Raw genomic sequence first — 22894 nt, 5'->3', positions numbered from 1 at the left:
AATATACTGGAGGGAGACTTATGAAAATTGCAATCACCGGCGGAACCGGACTAATCGGTCGCCCGCTCGTCCGCGCGCTCGCCGAGGCCGGACATCAAGTCGTCGTATTGACGCGCCGCTCGCGCCCGCGACAAGGAGGGATCTCGTTCGTTGAATGGTTGACGCCTGACAGCCATCCTGAGTCCGAGTTGCAAGACGTCGACGCCTTCATCCATTTGGCTGGTGCCTCCATCAACGATGGACGCTGGACACATAAACAGAAACAAGCCATTCTTCAAAGCCGAATCGACGGGACGAAAGAAGTCGTTCGGATCATTAAAAATATGAAACGCAAGCCGAGCGTCGTCATCAGCGGATCCGCCATCGGGATTTACGGGGAAGACCGTTCTATCACGTATTCCGAAGCGACCCCACTCCCGGACCGGACCAACTTCTTAGGAAACGTCTGTGTATTGTGGGAGAAAGAGGCGGCCCCGATCAAAGACATGGGAATTCGCCTCGTCACGATGCGGACCGGTGTCGTCTTAACGAATGACGGCGGTGCCTTCCCGCTCATGAAACTGCCGTACACGCTCGGTGTCGGAGGACGGCTCGGCTCAGGACAGCAATGGGTACCGTGGATTCATTTGGACGACCTCGTTCGCCTGTTTGTCCATATCATCGAGACGACTTCCATCGAAGGCCCCGTCAACGGCACGGCACCGACGCCCGTCACGATGAATGAGTTTGGAAAAACGCTCGGACGCGTGATGCATCGCCCGCATTGGGCACCTGCCCCAGCACCGCTCCTCAAGCTCGCGCTCGGAGAGAAGAGTGTCATCGTCCTTGAAGGGGCGAAAGTCGTCCCGACGAAAGCACTCAATCACGGTTTCCGCTTCCGTTACGAAACGTTAGAACCCGCTTTGAAACAACTACTTCATTTGATTTGAAAGGAGCTAGCACGTGAGTAATTTGTTAATTCGTAACGCCCACATTTATCCAATCACTGCCCCACATTTTTACGGAGATTTGCGCGTCAAGGACGGCAAAATCATTGAAATGGCAGACTTGCTGGACCCGCTCGACGGAGAAACGGTCATCGAAGCCGAAGGCAACTTCTTGTTCCCAGGGTTTATCGATGCCCATACCCACCTCGGACTGTATGACGAAGGGACAGGTTCAGTCGGAAACGATGCAAACGAGACCGTCGAGGCGATGACGCCGCACGCTCGGGCCATCGACGGCGTCTATCCGCTCGATGAAGGGTTTCAAGAGGCGCTCATGGCCGGAGTCACTGCCGTTCAAGTCATGCCCGGCAGTATGAACGTCATCGGCGGGGTGACGAGTGTCATTAAAACGCACGGCCGCTTCATCGAGGACATGGTACTTCGGCGTTATGCCGGTCTCAAGCTCGCCCTCGGGGAGAACCCGAAGCGTGTCCACAGTATGGGGAGATCTGGTGAGTTGACCCGCATGGGGATCATGGGATTATTGCGTGAAGCGTTCCGGACCGTCGACTCGACGAAGACGATCGGCACGTTCGGCAGCCAGATGATTCAACTCGCCCTTGACCGCAAGATGCCAATCCGGGTCCACGCCCACCGCGCCGACGATATTTTATCGGTCGTCCGCTTCGCGCAAGAGTTCGACCTCGATTATCGGATCGAGCACTGTACGGAAGGACATCTCGTCGCTGAAAAGTTACGCGAACTCGGTGTCAAACATGTCACCGTCGGTCCGACGTTCACACGTAAATCGAAAATTGAGCTCCAGAACAAAACATGGGAGACGTACCGAATTTTACATGAACACGATATGATCGTCTCGATCACGACGGACCATCCTTATACGCCCGTTCAATATTTAAATCTTTGCGCCGGTCTTGCTGCCCGCGAAGGACTTCCGGTCGACGTCGCACTCCGCGCCATCACGATCCATCCGGCCGAATCGCTTGGAGTAGACGACCACATCGGCTCGCTCGAAATCGGCAAAGATGCCGACCTTGTCCTTTGGAGTCACTTCCCGCTCGACTACATGTCAAAGCCGATTATGACCATCGTCGATGGCCACATCGTTTACTCGACGAGCCGATCGAAAACACATCATGAGATGTGAGTGAGGCCAGTCGTGAAAGCGCTCTTATTATTTTTTTGTGAAGTTGCATTTTATTTACTTGCTTTTTCAAAAAAACTATATAAAATAATCTTGTAACTTCATAAAAGGGAGCAGCCAAGGCAAGTTCGAACAACGAAGCCAGAAGTATGCTTTCGTTACAACTATTCTTCAGCGGTCTGAAATAGGAGGAGGAATGTAAAGGTGCTCAAATTTCGTGAGCTTACCGACTGCGCGGAGTTGTTCGAACTGATGCAACACCCAGATGTCTTTCCGTATGTCCGTCAAAAGACGGTCCACTTTGACGAGTTTTTATTTAGCACGAAGCAAATCATCGAGCTAGAAGAGCAAGGAAACATCATCTCACGTACCATCACGAACGAGTTTGGTACCCCAATCGGGACAATCAGCTTGTTCGATGTGGAATCCGGCTATGGATTCCTCGGGACGTGGCTTGGCAAACCGTATCACGGCAAAGGTTACAATCAAGTCGCGAAAGAAGCGTTCTTCTCAGAACTTTTCTTCGAGCTTGACATAGAAAGTGTATTTTTAAAAATCCGTCAATCGAATGAGCGTTCGATCGCGGCGGCTGAGAAACTACCGTACGCTTTCTGCGCTAACGAGATCCGGTCTGAACTATTGACTGAAATCAACCAAGGGGACGTCGAATATGTCTTGTATGAAGTGTCGAAGTCGAGTTTCCAACTCTACTTGCACTCACTCCATGCGCCTGAATTCGACCATACCTATGAAGCACAGCTCGAAGCGTAAGCCAATTCTGACAAAGAATTGGCTTTTTTGTGGCGTTTTTGTGTGGATTTCATGAGGACAACTTTACGGCAATGAATATTTCTGTTCTAATTCGGAGAGATAGGTATGATAGAGGTATGAGGGAATTATCACACAGCCTCGTTAACCGTTTTGTAAAGGAGAATGCCCAATGTCAGAACCAACGTTTCGCATCTTAGTGACCGATGATGAAGAACAAATGCGGGATTTACTCGTTTCGAATTTAGAGAAGGAAGGATATGAGACCGTCACAGCCACGAACGGCCTCGAGGCAATCGACTTATTGAAAGAACAGTCGTTCCACCTCGTCCTGCTCGACGTGATGATGCCTGAACTCGACGGCCTCACGGCGTGCATGCGCATCCGCGAGTTCTCGAACGTCCCGATTATCATGCTCACGGCCCGGTCAGAAGAACTCGATCGCATCCATGGCTTGAAGATCGGCGCGGATGACTATATCACGAAGCCGTTCAGTCCGCGCGAGCTGCTTGCCCGCATCGAAGCAACGCTTCGTCGGACGCATAACTTCTCGAAAGAACAAGAAGCGACGTTCGATACCGGAGTCTTGTCCATCGATATCGATGGCCGTGCGGTCAGCGTGAAAGGCAAAACGGTCAACTTGACCCGTAAAGAGTTCGATTTGCTCTACTTGTTCATCACGAATGAAGAGAAAGTCTTCTCACGTGAACAGTTGCTCGATCAAATTTGGGGCACCGAGTACCACGGTAACCTTCGGACGGTCGACACGCATATCAAGACGCTTCGCCTCAAGCTCGGTGAAGCAGGTGGCTACATTCAAACCGTCTGGGGGATCGGCTACAAGTTCGAGGCGACCGTATGAAGCAATACACGATCCGGAAGCGGATTTGGATCACCATCTGGACCGCTAGCCTCTTCTCCGCGTTCGTGTTCATCATCATGACGTTTTACTTATACGACAAGTTCTATATTCAGACGCAGGAAGAACTGCTCATCAACCGCGGAGAGAAGCTCGTCACCATCTACAAGGCGGACGGCTTCTCTGACGCGTTTTCGGACAGTATGACGTACACGAACGAACTGACCGAGACGAAAGTGTTCCTCTCGTCGGTCAGGGAAGACAGTGTCGGCTCAGGCAAGACGTTTTTAAGGGAACAAGACCTCGCCAAACTGCAAGACGGCTACGCGATCTCCGTCACCCGTAAACACCCGACCGAGGATGTGGATATCCTGATGTCCGCCTTCCCGCTCGTCCGGGACGGCGAGCTCGATAATGCGCTCATCCTATATATGGAGTTAAGTAAAATCAATGAGCCGTTCCAACCGATTCGGCTTATGATCACGTTCTTGCTCATCTTGATGATCGTGAACTTGCTCATCTTCGGGACGCAAATTATCGATACGATCATTCAGCCACTCATACAAATGAAGCGAGCCTCGCAAGTATATGCCAAAGGCGACTTCTCGCACCGTATCCCGATTTATTACGATGACGAGATTGGCGAGCTCGCCGAGACGCTGAACCGGATGGCCGAGTCACTCGGTCTCGTCGAAGAGCAACGGAAAGAATTTTTGGCGAACGTCAGTCATGAATTGCGGACACCGTTGTCATATATTCGGGGCTATACGGAAATGCTCCAAGACCCGTCGCTCGACGAGAAAACGAAAAACCAATATTACGAAATCATCGAGAATGAGACGGAGCGCTTGCAACGGCTCGTCAACGACTTGCTCGACTTAGCCCAACTCGAACGCGACTCATATCCGATGACGAAAGAACCGGTCGTCTATTCGCAAGTGCTCGAAGATGTGCTGTACCGTTTCGAGCCGATTGCCGGGGCGAAAGGCGTCACGATCGAGACGGACCTCGATTTCGACTTGATCATTCTTGGGGACCACGACCGGCTCGAGCAAGTCGTTGGAAACTTGCTCGATAACGCCCTTCGCTACACCGAAGCCGGGAAATCGATCCATGTGAAGACATATGCGACCGCCGACAATGCCGTCACCGAGATTCGGGACGAAGGTCGGGGGATCCCGAAAGAGGATCTCGATCAATTGACGAAGCGATTTTACCGTGTCAATAAGTCACGCACACGCGAAGATGGCGGGACCGGGCTCGGCCTCGCCATCGCCAAACACATCATGGAACGCCACGGCGGCTCGATGCACTTCACTTCAGAAGTTGGCAACGGAACGACCGTCACGCTCACATTGCCGCTCTTGCCGGACGAAGACATATAAAAAAGACAGCCGCGGCTGTCTTTTTTATATGTCTTTGCCTTTATAGGCGTCATCTGATTCATTCATGAGACGTTCCCGCTCGGCGTGCGTCTGTGGATAACCATTCGCTTGCCACTCGGCCCGATAGTTCGAATCGAGTTGAGTGAGGCCTTCCTCCGCCTCATCCTTATCCGAATCGACACTTTCCATCTTGTCCATCTTGCTCCATGTATCGTCATCACGGTCCTGAGTCAAGAGTGCCGCCACTTTTGGTGCGACGAGCGCGGCCCCAGCCACCCCGAGTACGATTCCCATCAATACTTTCTTATCCATCCGAATACCCCTCCTTAGTCACTATGTACGGATAATTCCACTGTTCCGCAAAATCGAAACCCGTTTTCTAAAGCGTTTACACCCATTCAGGAAGTGGAATAACAGTCAAGACAAGGAGGCGATGAAGATGAAACAGTCAAAAGATACGTCCAAGCGACCGTTTGATAATCCGGATGCCGTCGATACGGACAAGGAGAGCATCTTCGACCAGGAAGGGATGGAAACGGTCGACCCGATCCCGGTAGAAGAGCTGAACCAGAAAGTGAAAGATGAGAAACAAAAGCGGCACTCGAAGGATGACTCGGTCAGCGAGAAAAAATATGAGGGCAATAAATAAAAATGCGGACGAAATTCGTCCGCATTTTTATGTTAAATCGCTTGGCGAGAAGCCGTAAGGCAACATCTCTTCTTTCGTCATCACTTTCGTCTCCCCGGCCATGTTCGCGAGAATCAATGTAAAGTCGTCACTGGCAAACTCGGCGATAACTTGACGGCAAGCGCCACATGGCGAGATTGGTCCGTCCGTGTCGCCGACGACGACGACAGTCTCGATTGCCTTGCTGCCTTCCGATACCGCTTTGAATATGGCAGTCCGTTCTGCACACATCGACAAGCCGTACGAAGCGTTCTCGACGTTACAACCCGAGATCTCTTTGCCGGTCTCGTCGATGACGACAGCCCCGACATTGAACTTCGAATAAGGAGTATAGGCGCGCGACCGTGCATCAATCGCTTTATGGACAAGCTCGTTCACTTTTTCTTGTGGGATCATCTGATGTTCCTCCGCTTCTTAACGTTTATCAAAGAAGTCTGACATCTGAACTATAACGTGAAAACGTCGTTCTTGCAAGCGTTTTCACAACCCCGTCAATACTTTTTCTTTTTCTTCTTCTCGAAGACGACGATTGACTCGACGTGCGCCGTCTGCGGGAACATATCGTACGGCTGAATATAGTTGATCTTATAGTCGGCTTTCATGAGTTGATCCGCATCACGCGCGAGCGTCTGTGGGTTACATGACACGTACACGATGCGTTTCGCTTTCGATGAAATCATCGCATTCAACAGTTGATGATCGACCCCTGTGCGCGGCGGGTCGACGACGATGACATCTGGAATCCATCCGTCCTTGACCCAGCGCGGGATCCAATGTTCGGCCCGGCCTTCAACATAGGTTGCATGGCTGAAGCCGTTCTCACGCATGTGCGCGTTCGCATCTTCCACCGCTTCCGGGACGACTTCCATCCCACGGATCTCTTTTGCGTGCGGCGCGAGCCATAGCCCGATCGAACCGACACCGGCATACGCATCGATGACGCGCTCTTCGCCCGTGAGTCCAGCCGCCTCGACGACTTCACGATACATGATTTCTGTCTGAGCCGGGTTGAGCTGGAAGAACGCGCGCGGTGACAAGTGGTAATGGACGTCATCGAGTTGCTCGTCCATCTTGTCTTGACCGGCGATATGGACCGTACGGTAACCGAAGATGACACCCGAACGGTTCGAGTTGATATTAATGTGGAACGATACGACGTTCGGTAACGCCATGATGCGATCGCTCAATTCATCTAAACGCGGGACGTCCTCGTTCCCGACGACGAGCACGACTTGGACATCGTCTGTCTTGTAGCCTGAGCGGACGATGACGGTACGGGCGAAACCGACGTCACGGCGCGCATCGTATACCGGGATGTCGAGCTCGTTCAAAATACGGACGATGGCGTTGTTAATGTTCGTCGTGTCGCGCTGCTGTACCATGCAGTGTTCGATTGGCACGAGCTCATTCGTGTTCGGTTTGTAGAGCCCTGACACGATTTCACCGCGGCGCGTCGAGAGCGGGAATTGTGACTTGTTGCGGTAATACCAAGGGTTGTCCATCCCTTTCGTACCACGGATATCCGATTTGTCGACGTTCAATTTCGTCTTTTGACGGAAGGCGTTGCGGACGATTTCTTCTTTATAGTCCATCTGCAGGCGCGGACTCATATGTTGAATCTGGCAACCGCCACACTCGTCATAAATCGGACATGGTGGCTTGACCCGGTCCGGTGAATCATTATCGCGCTTGATGACGCGTGCCTCGGCGTAGTTCCGCTCGACGCGCGTAATTTCGACTTTCGCCTTCTCGCCTGGTAATAAGTTCGGAATGAAGATGACCATGCGATCAATCGTCGCGATGCCCTCTCCGTTAATCCCTAGCCGCTCGGCTTGGGCGCTTGTGTATTCTCCTACGATCAGTTTCAATGTGTTTCATCCTTTCGAGATACTTGTTCTAAATCTTTGGCGTAACGTACGACTTTCGCACGTAAGGAATCAATATCAGCTAACAATCGATGCAAATCCTCTGGCGTCGTGAATTCGTCCAACGTATTGACTGATAAGCACAGTAATTCCGTTCTCGATTTTAACACGTTCATTTTTCCTGCCGTATCCGTTCGTGATTTACCCATCTCGTGATCGCTCCTTTGGTTCGTGACAAAGAGTTGTTATTATAGCATACTATTTCGTGTGACTTGATGAAAAGGTGGAATTGATATGCAAAACATCTCGACAACGTTTGATCCGTGGGAAGCCTACCTCGATCAAACCGAGTTCGGTCGCCTCGTCCTTTCGAACGTCGAAGTGACGACGACCAAGCTATGCAATATGCGCTGCGAACATTGCGCGGTCGGCTATATGCTCGATCAGACGGAAGAACCTGAAGTCCCGCTCGACCTATTGATTTCGCGCCTTGATGAGATCGAGCATTTGCGCGCGTTCTCCATCACGGGCGGCGAGCCGATGCTGTCGATGAAGTCGGTGCGGAACTATGTCGTCCCGCTCTTGCGTTATGCGAAAGAGCGTGGCGCCCGGACACAAATCAACTCGAACTTGACGCTCCCACTCTCTCGCTACCATCTTATTACCCCTTACCTCGACGTTTTGCACATTTCGCATAACTGGGGCACAGACGCCGATTTCTTAGAGGGCGGTTTCGCGATGATGGACCGGAAACCGAGCGTCGAGGCACGTTTGAAGATGCTTCAGACGATGAAAGACAATACCCGGGCGCTCACCTCCGAAGGCATCATCGTATCCACCGAGACGATGATCAACAAACGGACGATCCCGCACTTGAAAGAAATCCATGAAGAGATCGTCGCACTCGGCTGTCAGCGTCACGAAGTGCACCCGATGTACCCCGCAGACTTTGCTAGCGCGCTCGAGTCGGCATCGCTTGCCGACACCCGTCAGGCGATTCATGACCTGCTCGATGTCCGGAACGAGAACGTCTGGATGTTATTCGGGACGTTGCCGTTTTATGCCTGCTCCGACGCACCAGAGGACCGCGCCTTGTTGAGACGACTCCACGAGGCGAAGAACGTCACCGTTCGGAACGACCCAGATGGCCGCTCACGCCTCAACACGAATATCTTCGATGGCCAAATCATCGTCACCGACTTCGGAGACGAGCTCGGCACGCTCGGCACACTGTATGATACCTCGTTCCAGGATGCATACAAAACGTGGACGAACAGCAGTCTGAACGCCACACTGTCATGCCACTGCCCGGCCGTCAAATGTCTCGGGCCGAACGCGCTCGTCAAGCAAGCGTATTACCCGGACGTGAACTTTCAAGAACGTGTCGCTGAGCCGTTTTAATTGTTTTGTTTCGGGAAATGTTCAGTATATAAACTGAATTGAGGTGTTTAAAGATGACAGGCATCTATGTATTCATGATCACCGTCATGGCCATCATCATTTTCGGTGGTGTGCTCAGCATCTTATTGACAGCCGCATTCGTTTCAGACAAAGTAGACCGTGATGAAGTATTCAGTCAAGGCAGTTGGGATGATGAACTCTTACACTTGAATCATGTACCTCAACCGATTGACGAACCAAAAAGCTGAGACCCTTCTCAGCTTTTTACTATTTGAGTATGAGGTGAATTATGCAACGATTTCGGTTTTCGATTTTATTACTCGTCGTCTTTATTTCTGGTTTGATTCAAGGCGCGCTCATCCCGCTCTTGTCGACGCTCATCGAACGGGACGGCAACCCGGCCTGGTTGAACGGGTTGAATGCGACGATGCTCTACTTGGGCGTCATCGTCTCTGCGCCGCTACTCGAACGGTTCGTCCGCAAGTACGGGTTTCGGCCGACCATCGTCCTCGGCATCGTCTTGACGGCGCTTGCCACGTTCTTTTTGCCGCTCTGGCCGTCACTGCTCATGTGGGCACTCATGCGTTTCGTCATCGGATTTGGGGATTCGGCGCTCCATTACGGATCCCAAGTGTGGGTCACGTCTGCGAGCGAGAAGCGAAGTCTTGGCCGGGCGATGGCGTATTACGGGATGGCGTTCAGCCTCGGATTCGCGGTCGGCCCGCTCATCGCCCCGCTCGTCGACCTCCACTTTTGGCTGCCGTTCCTCGTCTTGATCGTCTTCTGTCTCGCATCCTTGTTCTTGATCTTCAAGGTCGACAACGAGTACCCTGAGGCTGAGAAAGTGAAGACCGACTCGAAAGGACGCATCCGCCTCGTCCTCATCGGCGGCGGATATACGCTCTTACCTGCTTTTACATACGGGTTCCTTGAGGCGAGCTTGAATGCCAACTTACCGATTTTCACGGTCCGCAACGACATTGGGCTGACACAGACGAGTACGCTCATCACGACGTTCATCGTCGCCTCGATTATCGTCCAGTTACCGCTCGGCCGCCTCGCCGATCACTTCGGGAAGAAACGCATCCTGCAAATCGTGTTGACGCTCGGAACGCTCGTCTTCGGCGTCGCCAACCTGGCCGTCGACCATTACGCCTGGCTGCTCGTCTTGTTCGCTCTTGCCGGGGCCGGTCTCGGCTCCACGTATTCTCTCGGTTTGGCTCATATGACAGAAGTGTTGCCACGTTCGTTGTTACCGACCGGCAATATGCTCTATAGCATCTCGTTTAGCGTCGGTTCGATCAGCGGACCGATGATTGGCGCGTTTTGGATTGCGTTACCGAAAGAAGTGTATTTCTTGATGTACACACTTATTCTCGGCATCTTGGCTGTGAGTCTGTTCACAGCGAAAGCGAAGCCGATTGATGCATAAAAGGGTGAGTCTCAACGGAGACTCACCCTTTTTCGTATCACTCATTCCTTGATTGGACCGAGACGAACGTCGTTTCGTTCGAACGCGCGCATGAACACTTCATCGAGCGCGAACGGTTCTGTCTCTAGTGAGGCCAGCACGTCCGACTTGATTGTGACTTCAATAACGCGATCATTGATATGCCACTTCGTCTGGATGTCCTCCCCTTGCCTCGTTGCACGCGCGTCCACTTGGTCGTGATGCTCCTTCAATCCGCGACTTACGCACTTCATCACGTATTTGACGTACTCGTCCCGTGGTTGACGCGAGATGAGTATGTTTCGGACAATCGGATTTCTTGCCATGGCACAATCCTCCCTTCTATCAGATTCGCACGCAAGTCTTTACAACGAAGACCGATTTTCAACTGAAAGAATTCAGAATTTTTAATATATTTTGCCATGGGAACAAGATTCCGTCAACCGTGCGTCAGCTTTGTTTGATCAACGGGCCGAACGGTTGACTCGCCCCTGGAAATAAGTCGAGAGATAGATGCCCGCGATGACGAACAATAATCCGACAAGCGCGTTCCACGGGATCGTTTCACCGAGTAAAACGCTCGATAAGACGACACCGAATAAGGGAACAAAAAACATATAAAGTGATACCCGGCTGACCGGATTATATTTCATGAGTGTGTTCCATAACGTGAACCCGATTGCAGACAAGAGCGCGAGATACAGCAAGAAGAAAAGCGTCGTGATCGTGTAAGGAAGGAACACATCCCCTGGCGCGAACACATAGCCGACGACGAGAAGACCGAGCGAGCCGAATACCATCGCCCAAGCCGTCATCGGGGCGACATCATGTGCGCGTGAGTAGTCTTTCGCAATCAAGTTCCCGAACGCCCCTGAAATCATCGCCATAATGAGCAAGATCTCGCCAATCCCAAATCCTATCTCTGCGTGCGCTGTCGGCCAGTTGGCGATGACGATCCCAGAGAAACCGAGTGTGAGGGCAATCCCCTTCAACCGGTTGAGACGGTCATCCTCATAACGGAAATGGGCAAGCGCCATTTGGAAGAATGAGGTCGATCCCGCGATAATCGAACCTTGCACCCCGGTCGAGATGGAAAGCCCGATATAAAAGAACAAATATTGTAAGAATGTCAAAAATGCCCCTAAATGTGCATACGCCTTCAACTTTTCCGCGTTTAATCGAATCGGCCGTTTGAAGACGAGGCGGCTAATCACGAGCAAGAGCAGTCCGGACAATAAAAAGCGTTCGCCGGCAAAAAACAACTGCTGGCCGTACTCGTGCTCTTGAATATCAAGCGCCTCGTAGCTCAGTTTGATAAACGGGAACGCGCTCCCCCATAAAAACGTGTTGAATAGCGCGAGGAACGTGACCGTCCAAGGGCGTTGAAATACATTTTGCATGACACAAAAACTCCTTAATCTTTTAGTTTGTGAGTTATTACGATTGGTGCTAAAATAGACTTACATGATAATCATTATAAATAAGGTTATGAGCCGAAACTAGTATTAAATCCAATCATATCAACAATAGATAATGATAATCATCCTCAATCATTATCATTTAACTGATATATATTCTCATTTAGAAAGAGGTGCTCACATGAACACATCAACCGTCACACAGGAAAAAAGCCACGTCTTCAAACGGGCCAACTGGTTCGAACATATCGAGCTCATCATGGCGCTCATCAGTGGTGTATTGATTGTACTCGCATATATCACGGAAAGACAAGACGGAGCTCCTGCGCTCTACGTCACCCTCTATTTGACCGCCTTTTTAATCGGCGGATATGCCAAAGCGAAAGAAGGTCTGACCGATACGTGGGAAACCCGTTCGTTGAACGTCGAACTGCTCATGATCATCGCGGCCATCGGCGCCGCGGCCATCGGCTATTGGATGGAAGGTGCCATCCTCATCTTCATTTTCGCTTTGTCCGGTGCACTCGAGACGTACACGATGAACAAAAACGAACGCGCCCTCGAGTCATTAATGGAACTGCAACCTGAACAAGCGACGCGATTGAACGCTTCGGACGGCCTCGAGGTCGTCCATATCGACGACCTTCGCGTCGGAGACCACATCTACGTAAGACCCGGCGAACGCATCCCGGTCGACGGTCGGATTTTGAAAGGCAGTGCCTCGATCGAGGAAGCCGCCATCACCGGTGAATCGATTCCGGTCGACCGAAACGTCGGCGACGAGGTATACGGCTCAAGCGTTAACTTGAACGGTGTCTTGACGTTAGAAGTGACAAAGCTCGCCACGGAAACGTTGTTCCAAAAAATCATTCAAATGGTACAGCAAGCGCAAGAAGAAAAATCACCGTCCGCCCAGTTCATCGACCGGTACGAGGGACGCTACGTTCAAGTCGTGCTCGTCTCCGTCACCGCAATCATCTTGCTCGGACCTGTGTTGACGCCGTGGTCGCTTGAGACGAGTATTTACCGCGGTATGATTTTACTCGTCGTCGCTTCGCCGTGCGCCCTCGTCGCAGCCATCACTCCGGCCGCACTCGCCGCCATCGCTTCATCCGCCAAACATGGGATTTTGTTCAAAGGTGGCGTCCATATCGAGAACATGGGCCGTTTGAAAGCGATCGCCTTCGATAAGACCGGTACGCTCACCATTGGTAAACCAGAAGTCCAATCGGCATTGATCCATCCAACCGTTGAGAAAGAGCACGTCTATCGCATCGTCAGCTTGATTGAAGAACATTCGATGCACCCGCTCGCCGAAGCGCTCGTCCAATTCACAGGGAACTACACAGGAACGATGGAACACTTCAAAGACGTGACCGGGTCCGGGATTGAAGCGACGATCGATGGTGTCGCCTATCGGGTCGGCAAACAAAAATTCGCCGATCCGAGCGGAGATTTCTTCCGCGACGATGTTGAACGTTTAAAAGCTGCCGGCCATACGCTCGTGTTCGTCAGCGATGAAGCGAAGACGATTGGAGCGTTCGCGCTCCGGGACACACTGCGCCCAGAAGCCAAACAAGCGATCGAACGACTCAACCATCTCGGTATCGCGACGATCATGATCACGGGCGATAACGAGGCGACAGCCCGCGCCATCGCCACTGAGGCCGGGTTGACCCGTTACATCGCCGAATGTCTCCCAGAAGAGAAGGTCGAGCAGATTAAACAATTAAAACAAGAATACGGTAGCATCGGCATGATTGGCGACGGCATCAACGACGCCCCCGCCCTCGCGACAGCCGATGTCGGGATCGCGATGGGTGAAGGGACAGACGCCGCCCTCGAGACGGCCGACGTCGTCTTAATGAAAAACGACCTCCGTCGGTTGAGCTCGGCCATCAAACAGTCCCGTAAATTGAATCGCGTCGTCCTCCAAAACGTCGTGTTTGCCCTAGGTGTCATCCTCGTGTTGATTGCGACGAACATCTTCGAACTGCTCGTCATGCCGTTCGCGGTCGTCGGCCATGAAGGATCGACCATCCTCGTCATCTTGAACGGGCTTCGTTTGCTCAGCACCTCGTGGGAATGACAAAATTCGACACTCATTCAAACCGTCGTTGAAAGCCGTTAGTAATTTCGCTATAATTGAAACAATGTGTCTAATGAGACCGGAACTAATAGGAAGATTGGCTAAAGGTGGTACAGTATATGAATACGATTGCAGTAATCGGCAAGGTGTTTGTCGATATTAAAGGAACCTCGTTCGCCCCGCTTCATAAAGATGCCAAGAACGTCGGTGACATCGCGTTCTCGAACGGTGGGACCGGCCGAAACGTCGCCCAAAACTTAGGTGTTCTCGGGAATGACGTCCGTTTCGTGTCGACCGTGACGAACGATCAAATCGGGATGGGTGTTCTCGAAGAACTCCGCGGTTTGAACGTCAACGTCGATCACGTCGATTTGCTCGATGACAATGGGATGGGCATGTGGCTTGCCGTCATGGATAACAACGGTGACCTGCAAACGTCAATCTCGAAGCAACCGGACGAAGCGATGATGGAAGAATGTATCCTCCGTCGCATCGATACAGTGTTCGCTGAAAGTGAGGCGGTCGCGATTGACCTCGACTTGTCGGTCAATGTATTGAACGAGACCATTGAACTGTGCCGCGAAATGAAGCTTCCGCTGTATGGCGTGTGCGGTCATCTGTCGGTGATTGAACGGAACCGTCATTTACTCCAAGGTTTCACCGGCTTCATCTGTAGCCGCGAAGAAGCGGAGATTTTGTCTGATATGTCCATCGTCACAGTGGACGATGCGTTACGCGTCGCCGAAGTGCTCGCGATGAAAGGAGCTCCGCTCACAATCGTCACGATGAGTGAGCTCGGCGCCGTCTATGTCGACTTACGCACGAATGAACAAGGTCACGTCCCGACGACGAAAGTGAAAGTTGCCGACTCGACCGGTGCGGGTGACTCATTCTTCTCCGCTGTCATCTCTGAGTTGATGAAACGTCACCCGATTGAAGATGCGCTCCGACTCGGGATGCGCGTCGCTGGGAAAGTCATCGCCTCGCACGATAACGGCCTGACACCTGACATGTACGCCTCACTTGAACAACCAGCAACAGATTAACCAAAACGCATCGGCCGCGAGTCGATGCGTTTTGTTCACGATACGAAATCGAAAGGAACGATTCCATTGGTCAGAACGAAATTACGCAGTGCCATCATCCTCGTGAATGAACATGACGAAGTCGCGCTCATTCGCCGAGAGAAAGAAAACCTTTTGTATTATGTATTTCCGGGCGGTGGTGTCGAATTCGGGCATACGGCTGAAGAGACGGCCGTCCGTGAAGCGTTCGAAGAGCTCGGCGTCCACGTCGAACTTGAAGGCGTAGCCGCACATGTCGCCTTCAATGGAGAGTTGAACCCATACTACTGGGCCCGGATGACCGGTGGCGAATTCGGCACCGGGACAGGTGAAGAATTTCAAGCAGAGCAAACGAACGGATCGTATACGCCGATGTGGGTGAAGCGAAGCGCGCTCAGCCATTTACCGGTACGACCACCGTCACTCGCCGACTTGCTGTCGAACGAAGCCGAGCGATTTTTCAATAAAACGCTGGCCGAAGACTAATTTCATGTGTAGCCTCCTGACATTTCGGGAAAGAAAGTTTCTAACGATAACGTTCAGGAGGCATACACATGGATACTGCAGAAGTAAAAGAAAAAAAGAATTGGTTCGCCTTTGGGAAGGAGTTGCTTCGTCGCTTTAAAGAACATGATGTTCAAGATTATGGTGCGACGCTCGCTTTTTTTTGGTTCTTATCGATTTTCCCGGGACTCATCTTCATTCTCGCGTTGTTGTCGTTCTTCGACATCTCACAGGCGTCATTCCAAGAACAACTGAATAACTTGGCCCCGGGTGCGGCCGCGACTGAATTTTTATCCGGCATCTTTGACGCCATTGGCGAACCGCGCGGCGGACTTCTTTCGATCGGTGCGATTTTAGCGATTTGGTCGGCCGCTAAAGGGGTTGAACGCTTGATCAATATGGCGATTCACGCGTACGGGGAAGATAACGAACGTAATTTCTTCGTCAGCAAAGGCATCGCCCTTGGGTTGACGTTATTACTCGGCGTTGGCATGTTACTGCTCATCGTCTCGAACGTATTCGGTTCGCAAATCATCGATTTCGTGGCCCGTTTCATCCCGATTTCGGGGGCCGACGTCATCTTGATCAACGTGTTCCGCTACGTGTTGACGACCGTCATCTTGATTTTCACGCTGTCAATTTTCTATAAAATCGCCCCGCAGCAACACGTGTTCTGGAAGAGCACGATTCCAGGTGCGATCTTTGGCGTCATCGCCTGGCAGCTCGTCTCCCTCGGCTTCAGCCTGTACGTTTCGAACTTCGGCAATTACGATTCGACGTACGGCTCACTCGGAGGAATCATCGTCACGTTGCTTTGGCTCCAGCTGACCGGCATGATCATTTTGATCGGCTCAGAAATCAACGCTACTTGGCAACGTTTCTTCAAAACGCCGAGCGAACGTGAGTACGAGAAAAACTATAAGAAAAATAAAAAGTCCAAATCAAAAGATTCGGACGAAGACGACTATAAAGATATCCCCGTCAACACATACGGGTAACGAAAGAAAGGCGGTCTCTCCAGAAGAGACCGCCTTTTGCATTATGCTTCGACGACGTCAAGACGACCGGTCGCAGGGTCGATGACAAACCCATGGACGTTCGTGCCCGGCGGCAAGAGCGGGTGGTTTTTGACGAGGTTGACCGAGTTGACGACGTTCGCTTCGACCGAGTCAAACCCGTGCAACCACTTCTCCAAATCCATCCCTGACGACTTGAGTGTTTGAAGTGTCTGCGGTTCAATGCCGCGACGTTCCATTTCTGCGATGACCGCATTCGGATCGATCGCCGCCATGCCGCAATCATAATGACCGATGACGATGACCTCTTCGGCCCCGAGCGCATACAACGCGACGAGAATCGAACGCATAACCGATCCGAACGGATGTGACAATACGGCTCCCGCATTTTTTATGATTTTAGCATCCCCGTTTTTTAGTCCGAGGGCTTGAGGCAACAACGCCGTCAGACGCGTATCCATACACGTTAAAATGACGATTTTTTTATCGGGAAACTTATCCGAGACAAATTGCTCATATTGTTTCTCTGTTACGAATTTTTCATTGAACGCTAGCATTTCTTGAACGACTGACATGTGGTTCCCTCCTCTTAATTCACGCGATTAGCCGCGCGACCATTAACCCGATGACCATCCAAGCGCCAAACAACGTGTTCACTTTTGCGGTCATCGCCATCGCCGGCATGAGTTCAGCCGGTTCACGCTTGACCCAAAAACGCTTCACTGCCCGTACCATGATTGGAATTGTCAGCAATGACAACAGCACCCACGGCGTCACGCCAAACCCGAATACGGCGACGAGGATGCCGACCAATGCCGCGATAAAGAATCCGGCCAAGACGAGAACGGCACGACGATGTCCGACGAGACAGGCGATTGTTTTGCGCCCATTCACTTTATCATTATCCAAATCACGAATGTTGTTCGCGAGCAAGATCGCCCCGATCAAAAGCGCCATCGGAAACGATACGAGCAACAGTTCTGTCGTCACCGTCCCGATTTGGATATATCCCGAGATGCCGATGATGACATAACCCATGAATAGGCCAGCGACGATTTCCCCGAACGGCGTGTAGGCGATCGGGAGCGGACCTCCCGTGTACAGGAATCCGACGACCATCGACAGCACACCGATCCAAATTAAATTCCAACTCGTTGAAGCCGCAATATAGAGCCCAAGCACAGCCGCTACCCCATACATACCGAGCGCGATCCCGAGCACTTGTCCGGGTGTGAACCCATCACGTACGATCGAGCCACCGATTCCAATGGAACCTTCGTGGTCGAGTCCACGATTGTAATCATAATATTCATTAAATAAATTCGTCGCGATTTGAATCAAGACCGAGGCAATGAGCATCGCTAAGAACAATCCCCACTTCAACTCGACTTGCCCGAGGACGATGAACGTCCCTAACAGCACCGGTATAAAGCTCGCTGTCAACGTATGCGGGCGAATCATGCGCCAATACGCACCTTTCTCTCTCTTCTTCATGCACTTCCCTCCCTTCGTTAGTTTACGTCTCTTTGAAAAAACCTGTCAATGCCCGCCGCTCGGACGGCTCCCTTCACTTTCTCGAGCATTTGACGGCCAGTTCTGTTGTGAAGTCATGATACACTAAAGAATGAGAATTCCATTGGATTGAGGAGGCTTTTCTTTCATGCCAGATACTCAAACACACATTAAACAACGAATCGAACAAGCCCATAAACGGGCACGTGCTTGGCAACGACCGGTACTTGCCTCGTACACGTGGGAAATCCCTTCGTTCGACGCGTTCCATATTATTCAAAACACTGAAACGTCCCACTACTATTTTTCGACGCCAGACCGCTCCCTCGAGATGCTCGGATGTGCCGATGCGCTCGTGTTGACGGCTTCTGGTCCCGAACGTTTCCAACGTCTACAGTACGATTGGAGCCTGCACCGCCGGGACGTCGACGCGGTCATTTATGCGTTCTCGGGCTTTTCGTTCGACACGTTCGTGCGGCCCCAAAAAAATATGTGGGAAGCGTTCGGTGAAGCATCGTTGGTCGTGCCGAAATTTCTATATCGCCGCTCGGGCGACAAGCACACGTTGACCGTTTCGACGCTCGTCTCGGCCAAACGTTCGGTCGAACAATATTTGATTCAATTGGCCGATCAACTCGCCCAGTTCAACGCGCTACATGCGCCCGACAAACAAACACCGACTTACTCGCAAGTCAAAGACGGCGTCGACCATTTCAAGTCGAGTTTCCAACAAGCTAAACTGAACATCACTGAAGAACGAGTCGAAAAGATCGTCATCGCCCGGGAAGAAATCTACCAGACCTCGGAAGAGGCGTTCCCGTTCGCGACGACACTGCGCCACTTGTCAGAACATCAGACGGGCAGTTACGTGTTCTTGTATCAGCCGAAGCGGGAAATCGGATTTTTCGGAGCGACGCCGGAACGGCTCGTCAAGAAACAAGGACCGTACATTGAAACGGCCGCCATCGCCGGCACCATCAAGCGACCAGACACCGAGATCGAATCGGATGTAGCCAAACAGACGTTACTCCACGACGCCAAAAACCTCGAGGAACACCAAATCGTCGTGAAGGACATCAAGAACGCCCTCACACCATACGCGGCTACCATCAAGGCACCGGAGTCGCCGCGCATCTTGGAGAACCGGTCGGTTTTCCATCTGCACACACCGATTCAAGCAACGCTCGATACGAACGCATCCTTGCTGTCGATCATCGAGTCGCTCCACCCGACCCCGGCGCTCGGTGGATCTCCGAAACGGACATCTGTCCGCTTGTTGCGCGAGATTGAACGGTTCGACCGCGGCTGGTACGGGTCACCGTTCGGTTGGCTGAACACGGACGGTGAAGGAGAGTTCGTCGTCTCGATCCGGTCGGCTCTTGTCCACCATCAATTCGTGGCGCTATACGCAGGCTGTGGAATCGTCCAAGAGTCTGAACTCGAAGCGGAGCTCGCCGAGACAGAAATCAAGCTCAGTCCAATCAAGCAAGCTCTCGGATTGGACAAAGTACGCGCAGGAGGCAATGAAGCATGAATGAACCGTTAACGGAGTGGGTCGCCGGTATGATGAACCGGCTCGTCGAACAAGGAGTTGAGGACGTCGTCATCAGTCCCGGCTCTCGCTCGACACCGCTCGCCATGGCCGCCTATCTTCATCCGAGTGTCCGACATCATATCATCGTCGACGAACGGTCGGCTGCCTTTTTCGCACTCGGGTTGACTCGTTCGCAATCATCGTTGCGCCCGGTCGCGCTCATCTGCACGAGCGGCACTGCCGCTACCAACTACTTTTCGGCGGTGGCCGAGGCAAATATCTCACAACTGCCGCTCGTTGTGTTGACGACCGATCGGCCGCACGAACTTCGGAACGTCGGGGCGCCTCAAGCGATCGACCAAGTCCGACTGTACGGCGAACACGTGAAAGCGAGCGTCGACCTCCCCGTTCCTGAAGCAGCGAGCCAGCGCTACATGGAACAGACAGTCGCCCGGCTCGTCCGGACGAGTATGCATGCGCCGTTCGGTCCGGTCCATGTGAACATCCCGTTCCGTGAACCGTTGTTGCCGGATATCGAGCGCTTGACGTCACTCCTGGGCGGTGAAGCCGAATCCTCTGAGCCGACCTATCTTAAACCGACAAGTCTCGACTTGAAACGGTTCAAACAAGAGATTGACGTCAATCGTCTCGCCTTCATCGTCGGACCAGGTACTCCGACATCATGGCTTGAGCCTCTCTACACGTCGGCGCTGGCCCATCGTATTCCGGTCTTCGCCGACCCATTGAGCGGGATGCGCCGGTTTGACCATGTCTTGACGAACTATGACGCGTGGCTCGCGAGCGAGCATCGCACGGAATGGACACCTGACGCGGTCGTCCGGTTCGGGGCTGCCCCCGTCTCGAAACGGCTGAATCAGTGGCTTCACGACGTGCCATACGTCTTGATCGAGCAACCGGGATCGTTCCGCGACCCGTCGAACAGCGCCACGGTCGTGTACGGCGATGCGATTGATTATGTCGCCACCATCAACAAAGACTATGACGCCGACTTATTCGATCGTTTCGCATTGTTCGAACGCGTCGCCGAATCCGCAAAACCTGCTTTGAGCGGAGAAAGCGCATTGACGCGTCATTTGCTGGCGTCTCGTCTTGATCGCATCTTCGTCAGCAATAGCATGCCAATCCGTGATATCGATACAACACTTTCAGCCGGTCAGTCAATCGACGTCCTCGCCAATCGCGGGGCGAACGGGATTGACGGCATCATCTCGAGCGCGCTCGGTGCCTGTCACGATACGGACAAGGCCGCCCTGTTAATTGGCGACTTGGCGTTTTATCATGACAGCAACGCCCTGCAACTCGTCAAATCGCACCCAGGTACGTTCTCCATCGTCGTCGTCAACAATGATGGCGGCGGCATCTTCTCTTTCTTGCCACAAGCTTCGATCGCACCGCAAATGTTCGAGGACTTGTTCGGGACGCCGCTCCACTTGAACTTGCGCGGATTTGCCGAGACATACGGACTCAGTTATCGCTTGCTCGAGCAGCCTGAAGATGTCATGACGGCGATTGAAGCAGGCGTTCAGCTGATTGAATTTCCGTCTGATCGCGCTAGGAACGTGGCCGAGCATCGTCGTTGGACCGCTTCGCTCACGGACCGTTTGACGACGGAGAACGAATCGTGATGCGTTCCGTGCGTGGCGTCTCTTATGAGTTGCTCGAACGTGGGAGCGGCCGTCCCGTTTTGCTTCTTCATGGGTTCACCGGGAGTGCGGCTTGGATCTCCCAGTTCCCTGAGCTCCCCGTCCGGCTCGTCGCCCCGTCGCTATTGCAACACGGCGGCACCGGACAGCAAGCGGTCGGGCGTGCCAAGATGAGTCAACAGATTAAAGACTTGTCGGCGCTACTCGATACGGACGAAGGTCCGTGGACGGTCGTCGGTTACTCGCTCGGCGGACGTATCGGGATGACACTCGCCGCCTATGATGATCGGGTCAACCACTTCATCGGCATTAGCACGACGCCCGGGCTCAACATAGCGGCTGAACGTCGACAACGCCGGCTTCAAGACGAAAAGCTCGCCGAATTTATCGAGCGAGCAGGACTTGAGGCGTTCGTTGACCGTTGGGAACGTCTTCCGCTCTGGCATCAAACCGATGAGATGCGCGCCGCCCTCCGTCCCGAGCGGTTGGCCCAACGTCCAGCCGCACTTGCGGACAGCCTCCGCGCCATCGGGACGGGTAGCATGCCGTCGCTCTGGCCGCTACTCGACCGTTTACCTCGCACCGATTTGATCGTCGGGGAACACGATGTGAAGTTTCAACAGATTGCTCGGAATATGCAGTTGATTCGTCCCGATATTGAAATTCATGAAATTTCGGACGCATCTCATGCTCCACATGTCGAGAATGCCCAACAATTTGGTACAATGATAGAGAAATTGATTTTAGGGGGAATTTAAATGGAATCAGTAGCAAACTGGACATCGGTCCGCACGTACGAAGATATCAAGTACGAGAAGTGGAACGGCATCGCAAAAATTACCATCAACCGCCCGGAAGTACGGAACGCGTTCCGTCCACTCACGGTCAACGAGCTCATCGACGCGTTCGCACGCGCCCGTGACGATAAAGAAGTCGGCGCCATCATCTTGACTGGTGAAGGCGATCAAGCCTTCTGCTCAGGCGGCGACCAAAAAGTCCGCGGCCACGGCGGCTACGTCGGTGACGACGAGATTCCACGCTTGAACGTCCTCGACCTTCAACGTTTGATTCGCGTCATCCCGAAACCAGTCATCGCCATGGTAGCCGGTTATGCGATTGGTGGCGGACACGTCTTGCACGTCGTCTGTGACTTGACGATTGCAGCCGACAACGCCCGTTTCGGTCAAACTGGACCAAAAGTGGGCTCGTTCGATGCCGGTTACGGTTCAGGTTACTTGGCCCGCATCATCGGCCACAAGAAAGCACGCGAAATCTGGTACCTCTGCCGTCAATACGACGCACAGCAAGCGCTTGACATGGGACTCGTCAATACGGTCGTTCCACTCGAGCAACTTGAAGCCGAGACGATCCAATGGTGCCAAGAGATCTTGCAACACTCTCCGACGGCCCTTCGCTTCTTGAAAGCAGCGATGAACGCCGACACGGACGGACTCGCAGGACTTCAACAGCTTGCCGGCGACGCGACGCTTCTCTACTACACGACAGACGAAGCAAAAGAAGGCCGCGACGCCTTCAAAGAAAAACGCGATCCAGACTTCGGTCAGTTCCCGCGTTTCCCGTAAATC

At 52.6% G+C, this 22894-nt stretch carries 25 protein-coding genes; 17 read left to right on the top strand and 8 right to left on the bottom strand.

The annotated features are described in order from the left end of the window. The first annotated feature begins 20 nt into the window (after positions 1-20). From KNP02_RS09725 to KNP02_RS09705, 5 genes are all read left to right on the top strand, one after another. Entirely contained in the window at positions 21-929 is a 909-nt protein-coding gene (locus tag KNP02_RS09725) for a TIGR01777 family oxidoreductase (protein ID WP_214708785.1), read from the top strand. 13 nt (positions 930-942) lie between these two features. Beyond that, positions 943-2094 carry an amidohydrolase gene (locus KNP02_RS09720; RefSeq protein WP_214708783.1) on the top strand — a complete coding sequence of 384 codons (1152 nt, stop codon included), beginning with the start codon at positions 943-945 and terminating at the stop codon, positions 2092-2094. A 201-nt stretch (positions 2095-2295) separates the two neighbouring features. Continuing rightward, the gene (locus KNP02_RS09715) at positions 2296-2862 is read left to right on the top strand and encodes a GNAT family N-acetyltransferase (protein WP_021067763.1); all 567 of its coding nucleotides are present in this window, start codon (positions 2296-2298) and stop codon (positions 2860-2862) included. 169 nt (positions 2863-3031) lie between these two features. Beyond that, complete coding sequence (locus KNP02_RS09710; protein WP_021067764.1) at positions 3032-3721, top strand: response regulator transcription factor; 690 nt, start codon at positions 3032-3034, stop codon at positions 3719-3721. After that, positions 3718-5103 (top strand): sensor histidine kinase, encoded by a 1386-nt coding sequence (locus tag KNP02_RS09705; RefSeq protein WP_214708781.1) that lies wholly within the window; start codon positions 3718-3720, stop codon positions 5101-5103. Before KNP02_RS09710 ends, KNP02_RS09705 begins: the two co-directional genes overlap by 4 nt. A 24-nt stretch (positions 5104-5127) precedes the next feature. Here the strand turns inward: KNP02_RS09705 and KNP02_RS09700 are convergent, their stop codons facing one another. Beyond that, positions 5128-5415 carry a hypothetical protein gene (locus tag KNP02_RS09700; protein ID WP_034781013.1) on the bottom strand — a complete coding sequence of 96 codons (288 nt, stop codon included), beginning with the start codon at positions 5413-5415 and terminating at the stop codon, positions 5128-5130. 127 nt (positions 5416-5542) lie between these two features. On the opposite strand from KNP02_RS09700, the gene KNP02_RS09695 reads away from it, so the two are divergent. Further along, positions 5543-5752, top strand: coding sequence for a hypothetical protein (locus tag KNP02_RS09695; RefSeq protein ID WP_034781015.1), 210 nt, complete (start codon positions 5543-5545; stop codon positions 5750-5752). 27 nt (positions 5753-5779) lie between these two features. Here the strand turns inward: KNP02_RS09695 and KNP02_RS09690 are convergent, their stop codons facing one another. The 3 genes from KNP02_RS09690 to KNP02_RS09680 all read right to left on the bottom strand — a co-directional run bounded on the left by KNP02_RS09690 (position 5780) and on the right by KNP02_RS09680 (position 7865). After that, positions 5780-6187, bottom strand: coding sequence for a cytidine deaminase (locus KNP02_RS09690; RefSeq protein ID WP_034781016.1), 408 nt, complete (start codon positions 6185-6187; stop codon positions 5780-5782). Positions 6188-6282: 95 nt separating this feature from the next. Then, a complete protein-coding gene (rlmD, locus tag KNP02_RS09685) occupies positions 6283-7659 on the bottom strand; it encodes a 23S rRNA (uracil(1939)-C(5))-methyltransferase RlmD (protein ID WP_138859921.1) in 1377 nt (458 codons plus the stop codon). Continuing rightward, positions 7656-7865 carry a hypothetical protein gene (locus tag KNP02_RS09680; RefSeq protein ID WP_016510454.1) on the bottom strand — a complete coding sequence of 70 codons (210 nt, stop codon included), beginning with the start codon at positions 7863-7865 and terminating at the stop codon, positions 7656-7658. Before KNP02_RS09680 ends, rlmD begins: the two co-directional genes overlap by 4 nt. Before the next feature lie 85 nt (positions 7866-7950). On the opposite strand from KNP02_RS09680, the gene yfkAB reads away from it, so the two are divergent. Genes yfkAB through KNP02_RS09665 form a run of 3 tightly spaced genes read left to right on the top strand, consistent with a single transcriptional unit; the run spans position 7951 to position 10489 of the window. Further along, entirely contained in the window at positions 7951-9057 is a 1107-nt protein-coding gene (gene yfkAB, locus KNP02_RS09675; RefSeq protein ID WP_214708779.1) for a radical SAM/CxCxxxxC motif protein YfkAB, read from the top strand. Positions 9058-9110: 53 nt separating this feature from the next. After that, entirely contained in the window at positions 9111-9305 is a 195-nt protein-coding gene (locus KNP02_RS09670) for a hypothetical protein (RefSeq protein WP_214708776.1), read from the top strand. A gap of 41 nt (positions 9306-9346) precedes the next feature. After that, positions 9347-10489, top strand: a complete 1143-nt coding sequence (locus KNP02_RS09665) for an MFS transporter (protein WP_214708774.1) — start codon at positions 9347-9349, stop codon at positions 10487-10489. A 41-nt stretch (positions 10490-10530) separates the two neighbouring features. Here the strand turns inward: KNP02_RS09665 and KNP02_RS09660 are convergent, their stop codons facing one another. Both KNP02_RS09660 and KNP02_RS09655 read right to left on the bottom strand, forming a co-directional pair. Beyond that, positions 10531-10833: a hypothetical protein gene (locus KNP02_RS09660; protein ID WP_128123764.1), complete on the bottom strand. Its 303-nt coding sequence runs from the start codon at positions 10831-10833 to the stop codon at positions 10531-10533. 138 nt (positions 10834-10971) lie between these two features. After that, positions 10972-11907, bottom strand: a complete 936-nt coding sequence (locus KNP02_RS09655; RefSeq protein ID WP_214708772.1) for a DMT family transporter — start codon at positions 11905-11907, stop codon at positions 10972-10974. 199 nt (positions 11908-12106) lie between these two features. Between KNP02_RS09655 and KNP02_RS09650 the strand changes: the two genes are divergently transcribed. The 4 genes from KNP02_RS09650 to KNP02_RS09635 all read left to right on the top strand — a co-directional run bounded on the left by KNP02_RS09650 (position 12107) and on the right by KNP02_RS09635 (position 16580). Then, positions 12107-14014 carry a heavy metal translocating P-type ATPase gene (locus KNP02_RS09650; protein ID WP_214708770.1) on the top strand — a complete coding sequence of 636 codons (1908 nt, stop codon included), beginning with the start codon at positions 12107-12109 and terminating at the stop codon, positions 14012-14014. A gap of 119 nt (positions 14015-14133) precedes the next feature. After that, a complete protein-coding gene (locus KNP02_RS09645) occupies positions 14134-15060 on the top strand; it encodes a carbohydrate kinase family protein (protein WP_034781033.1) in 927 nt (308 codons plus the stop codon). A gap of 66 nt (positions 15061-15126) precedes the next feature. Further along, entirely contained in the window at positions 15127-15564 is a 438-nt protein-coding gene (locus KNP02_RS09640; RefSeq protein ID WP_034781346.1) for an NUDIX domain-containing protein, read from the top strand. A 68-nt stretch (positions 15565-15632) separates the two neighbouring features. Beyond that, a complete protein-coding gene (locus KNP02_RS09635) occupies positions 15633-16580 on the top strand; it encodes a YihY/virulence factor BrkB family protein (protein WP_214708768.1) in 948 nt (315 codons plus the stop codon). 41 nt (positions 16581-16621) lie between these two features. Here KNP02_RS09635 and KNP02_RS09630 read toward each other — a convergent pair whose 3' ends face one another. Together KNP02_RS09630 and KNP02_RS09625 are read right to left on the bottom strand one after the other, a co-directional pair. Then, positions 16622-17173, bottom strand: coding sequence for a beta-class carbonic anhydrase (locus KNP02_RS09630; RefSeq protein ID WP_034781037.1), 552 nt, complete (start codon positions 17171-17173; stop codon positions 16622-16624). 19 nt (positions 17174-17192) lie between these two features. Further along, positions 17193-18092: a 1,4-dihydroxy-2-naphthoate polyprenyltransferase gene (locus KNP02_RS09625; protein WP_214708766.1), complete on the bottom strand. Its 900-nt coding sequence runs from the start codon at positions 18090-18092 to the stop codon at positions 17193-17195. Between the two features lie 166 nt (positions 18093-18258). Here KNP02_RS09625 and KNP02_RS09620 point away from each other — a divergent pair, with 166 nt between their 5' ends. From KNP02_RS09620 to menB, 4 genes are read left to right on the top strand one after another with little or no spacing between them, the layout of a single operon-like run. Next, positions 18259-19644 carry an isochorismate synthase gene (locus KNP02_RS09620; RefSeq protein ID WP_214708764.1) on the top strand — a complete coding sequence of 462 codons (1386 nt, stop codon included), beginning with the start codon at positions 18259-18261 and terminating at the stop codon, positions 19642-19644. Continuing rightward, on the top strand, positions 19641-21290 hold the full coding sequence (menD, locus tag KNP02_RS09615; RefSeq protein ID WP_214708762.1) for a 2-succinyl-5-enolpyruvyl-6-hydroxy-3-cyclohexene-1-carboxylic-acid synthase: 1650 nt from the start codon (positions 19641-19643) through the stop codon (positions 21288-21290). The genes KNP02_RS09620 and menD overlap by 4 nt, the downstream gene beginning before the upstream one ends. Further along, a complete protein-coding gene (locus KNP02_RS09610) occupies positions 21290-22066 on the top strand; it encodes an alpha/beta fold hydrolase (RefSeq protein ID WP_214708809.1) in 777 nt (258 codons plus the stop codon). Before menD ends, KNP02_RS09610 begins: the two co-directional genes overlap by 1 nt. Continuing rightward, positions 22067-22891: a 1,4-dihydroxy-2-naphthoyl-CoA synthase gene (gene menB / locus KNP02_RS09605; protein ID WP_021067784.1), complete on the top strand. Its 825-nt coding sequence runs from the start codon at positions 22067-22069 to the stop codon at positions 22889-22891. The last annotated feature ends 3 nt before the right edge of the window (positions 22892-22894 follow it).

The sequence above is a fragment of the Exiguobacterium sp. s40 genome (genome assembly GCF_018617905.1).
GTDB lineage: Bacteria > Bacillota > Bacilli > Exiguobacteriales > Exiguobacteriaceae > Exiguobacterium > Exiguobacterium mexicanum_A.
Note: the sequence above shows the minus strand (reverse complement) of the source record. Positions and strands in the feature narration are given on the sequence as shown.

Coding starts and splice junctions, on each gene's coding strand:
- KNP02_RS09725 (WP_214708785.1), top strand. CDS start 21: ATGAAAATTGCAATCACCGGCGGAACCGGACTAATCGGTCGCCCGCTC.
- KNP02_RS09710 (WP_021067764.1), top strand. CDS start 3,032: ATGTCAGAACCAACGTTTCGCATCTTAGTGACCGATGATGAAGAACAA.
- KNP02_RS09705 (WP_214708781.1), top strand. CDS start 3,718: ATGAAGCAATACACGATCCGGAAGCGGATTTGGATCACCATCTGGACC.
- KNP02_RS09700 (WP_034781013.1), bottom strand. CDS start 5,415: ATGGATAAGAAAGTATTGATGGGAATCGTACTCGGGGTGGCTGGGGCC.
- KNP02_RS09695 (WP_034781015.1), top strand. CDS start 5,543: ATGAAACAGTCAAAAGATACGTCCAAGCGACCGTTTGATAATCCGGAT.
- KNP02_RS09690 (WP_034781016.1), bottom strand. CDS start 6,187: ATGATCCCACAAGAAAAAGTGAACGAGCTTGTCCATAAAGCGATTGAT.
- KNP02_RS09680 (WP_016510454.1), bottom strand. CDS start 7,865: ATGGGTAAATCACGAACGGATACGGCAGGAAAAATGAACGTGTTAAAA.
- yfkAB (WP_214708779.1), top strand. CDS start 7,951: ATGCAAAACATCTCGACAACGTTTGATCCGTGGGAAGCCTACCTCGAT.
- KNP02_RS09670 (WP_214708776.1), top strand. CDS start 9,111: ATGACAGGCATCTATGTATTCATGATCACCGTCATGGCCATCATCATT.
- KNP02_RS09665 (WP_214708774.1), top strand. CDS start 9,347: ATGCAACGATTTCGGTTTTCGATTTTATTACTCGTCGTCTTTATTTCT.
- KNP02_RS09660 (WP_128123764.1), bottom strand. CDS start 10,833: ATGGCAAGAAATCCGATTGTCCGAAACATACTCATCTCGCGTCAACCA.
- KNP02_RS09655 (WP_214708772.1), bottom strand. CDS start 11,907: ATGCAAAATGTATTTCAACGCCCTTGGACGGTCACGTTCCTCGCGCTA.
- KNP02_RS09650 (WP_214708770.1), top strand. CDS start 12,107: ATGAACACATCAACCGTCACACAGGAAAAAAGCCACGTCTTCAAACGG.
- KNP02_RS09645 (WP_034781033.1), top strand. CDS start 14,134: ATGAATACGATTGCAGTAATCGGCAAGGTGTTTGTCGATATTAAAGGA.
- KNP02_RS09635 (WP_214708768.1), top strand. CDS start 15,633: ATGGATACTGCAGAAGTAAAAGAAAAAAAGAATTGGTTCGCCTTTGGG.
- KNP02_RS09630 (WP_034781037.1), bottom strand. CDS start 17,173: ATGTCAGTCGTTCAAGAAATGCTAGCGTTCAATGAAAAATTCGTAACA.
- KNP02_RS09625 (WP_214708766.1), bottom strand. CDS start 18,092: ATGAAGAAGAGAGAGAAAGGTGCGTATTGGCGCATGATTCGCCCGCAT.
- KNP02_RS09620 (WP_214708764.1), top strand. CDS start 18,259: ATGCCAGATACTCAAACACACATTAAACAACGAATCGAACAAGCCCAT.
- menD (WP_214708762.1), top strand. CDS start 19,641: ATGAATGAACCGTTAACGGAGTGGGTCGCCGGTATGATGAACCGGCTC.
- KNP02_RS09610 (WP_214708809.1), top strand. CDS start 21,290: ATGCGTTCCGTGCGTGGCGTCTCTTATGAGTTGCTCGAACGTGGGAGC.
- menB (WP_021067784.1), top strand. CDS start 22,067: ATGGAATCAGTAGCAAACTGGACATCGGTCCGCACGTACGAAGATATC.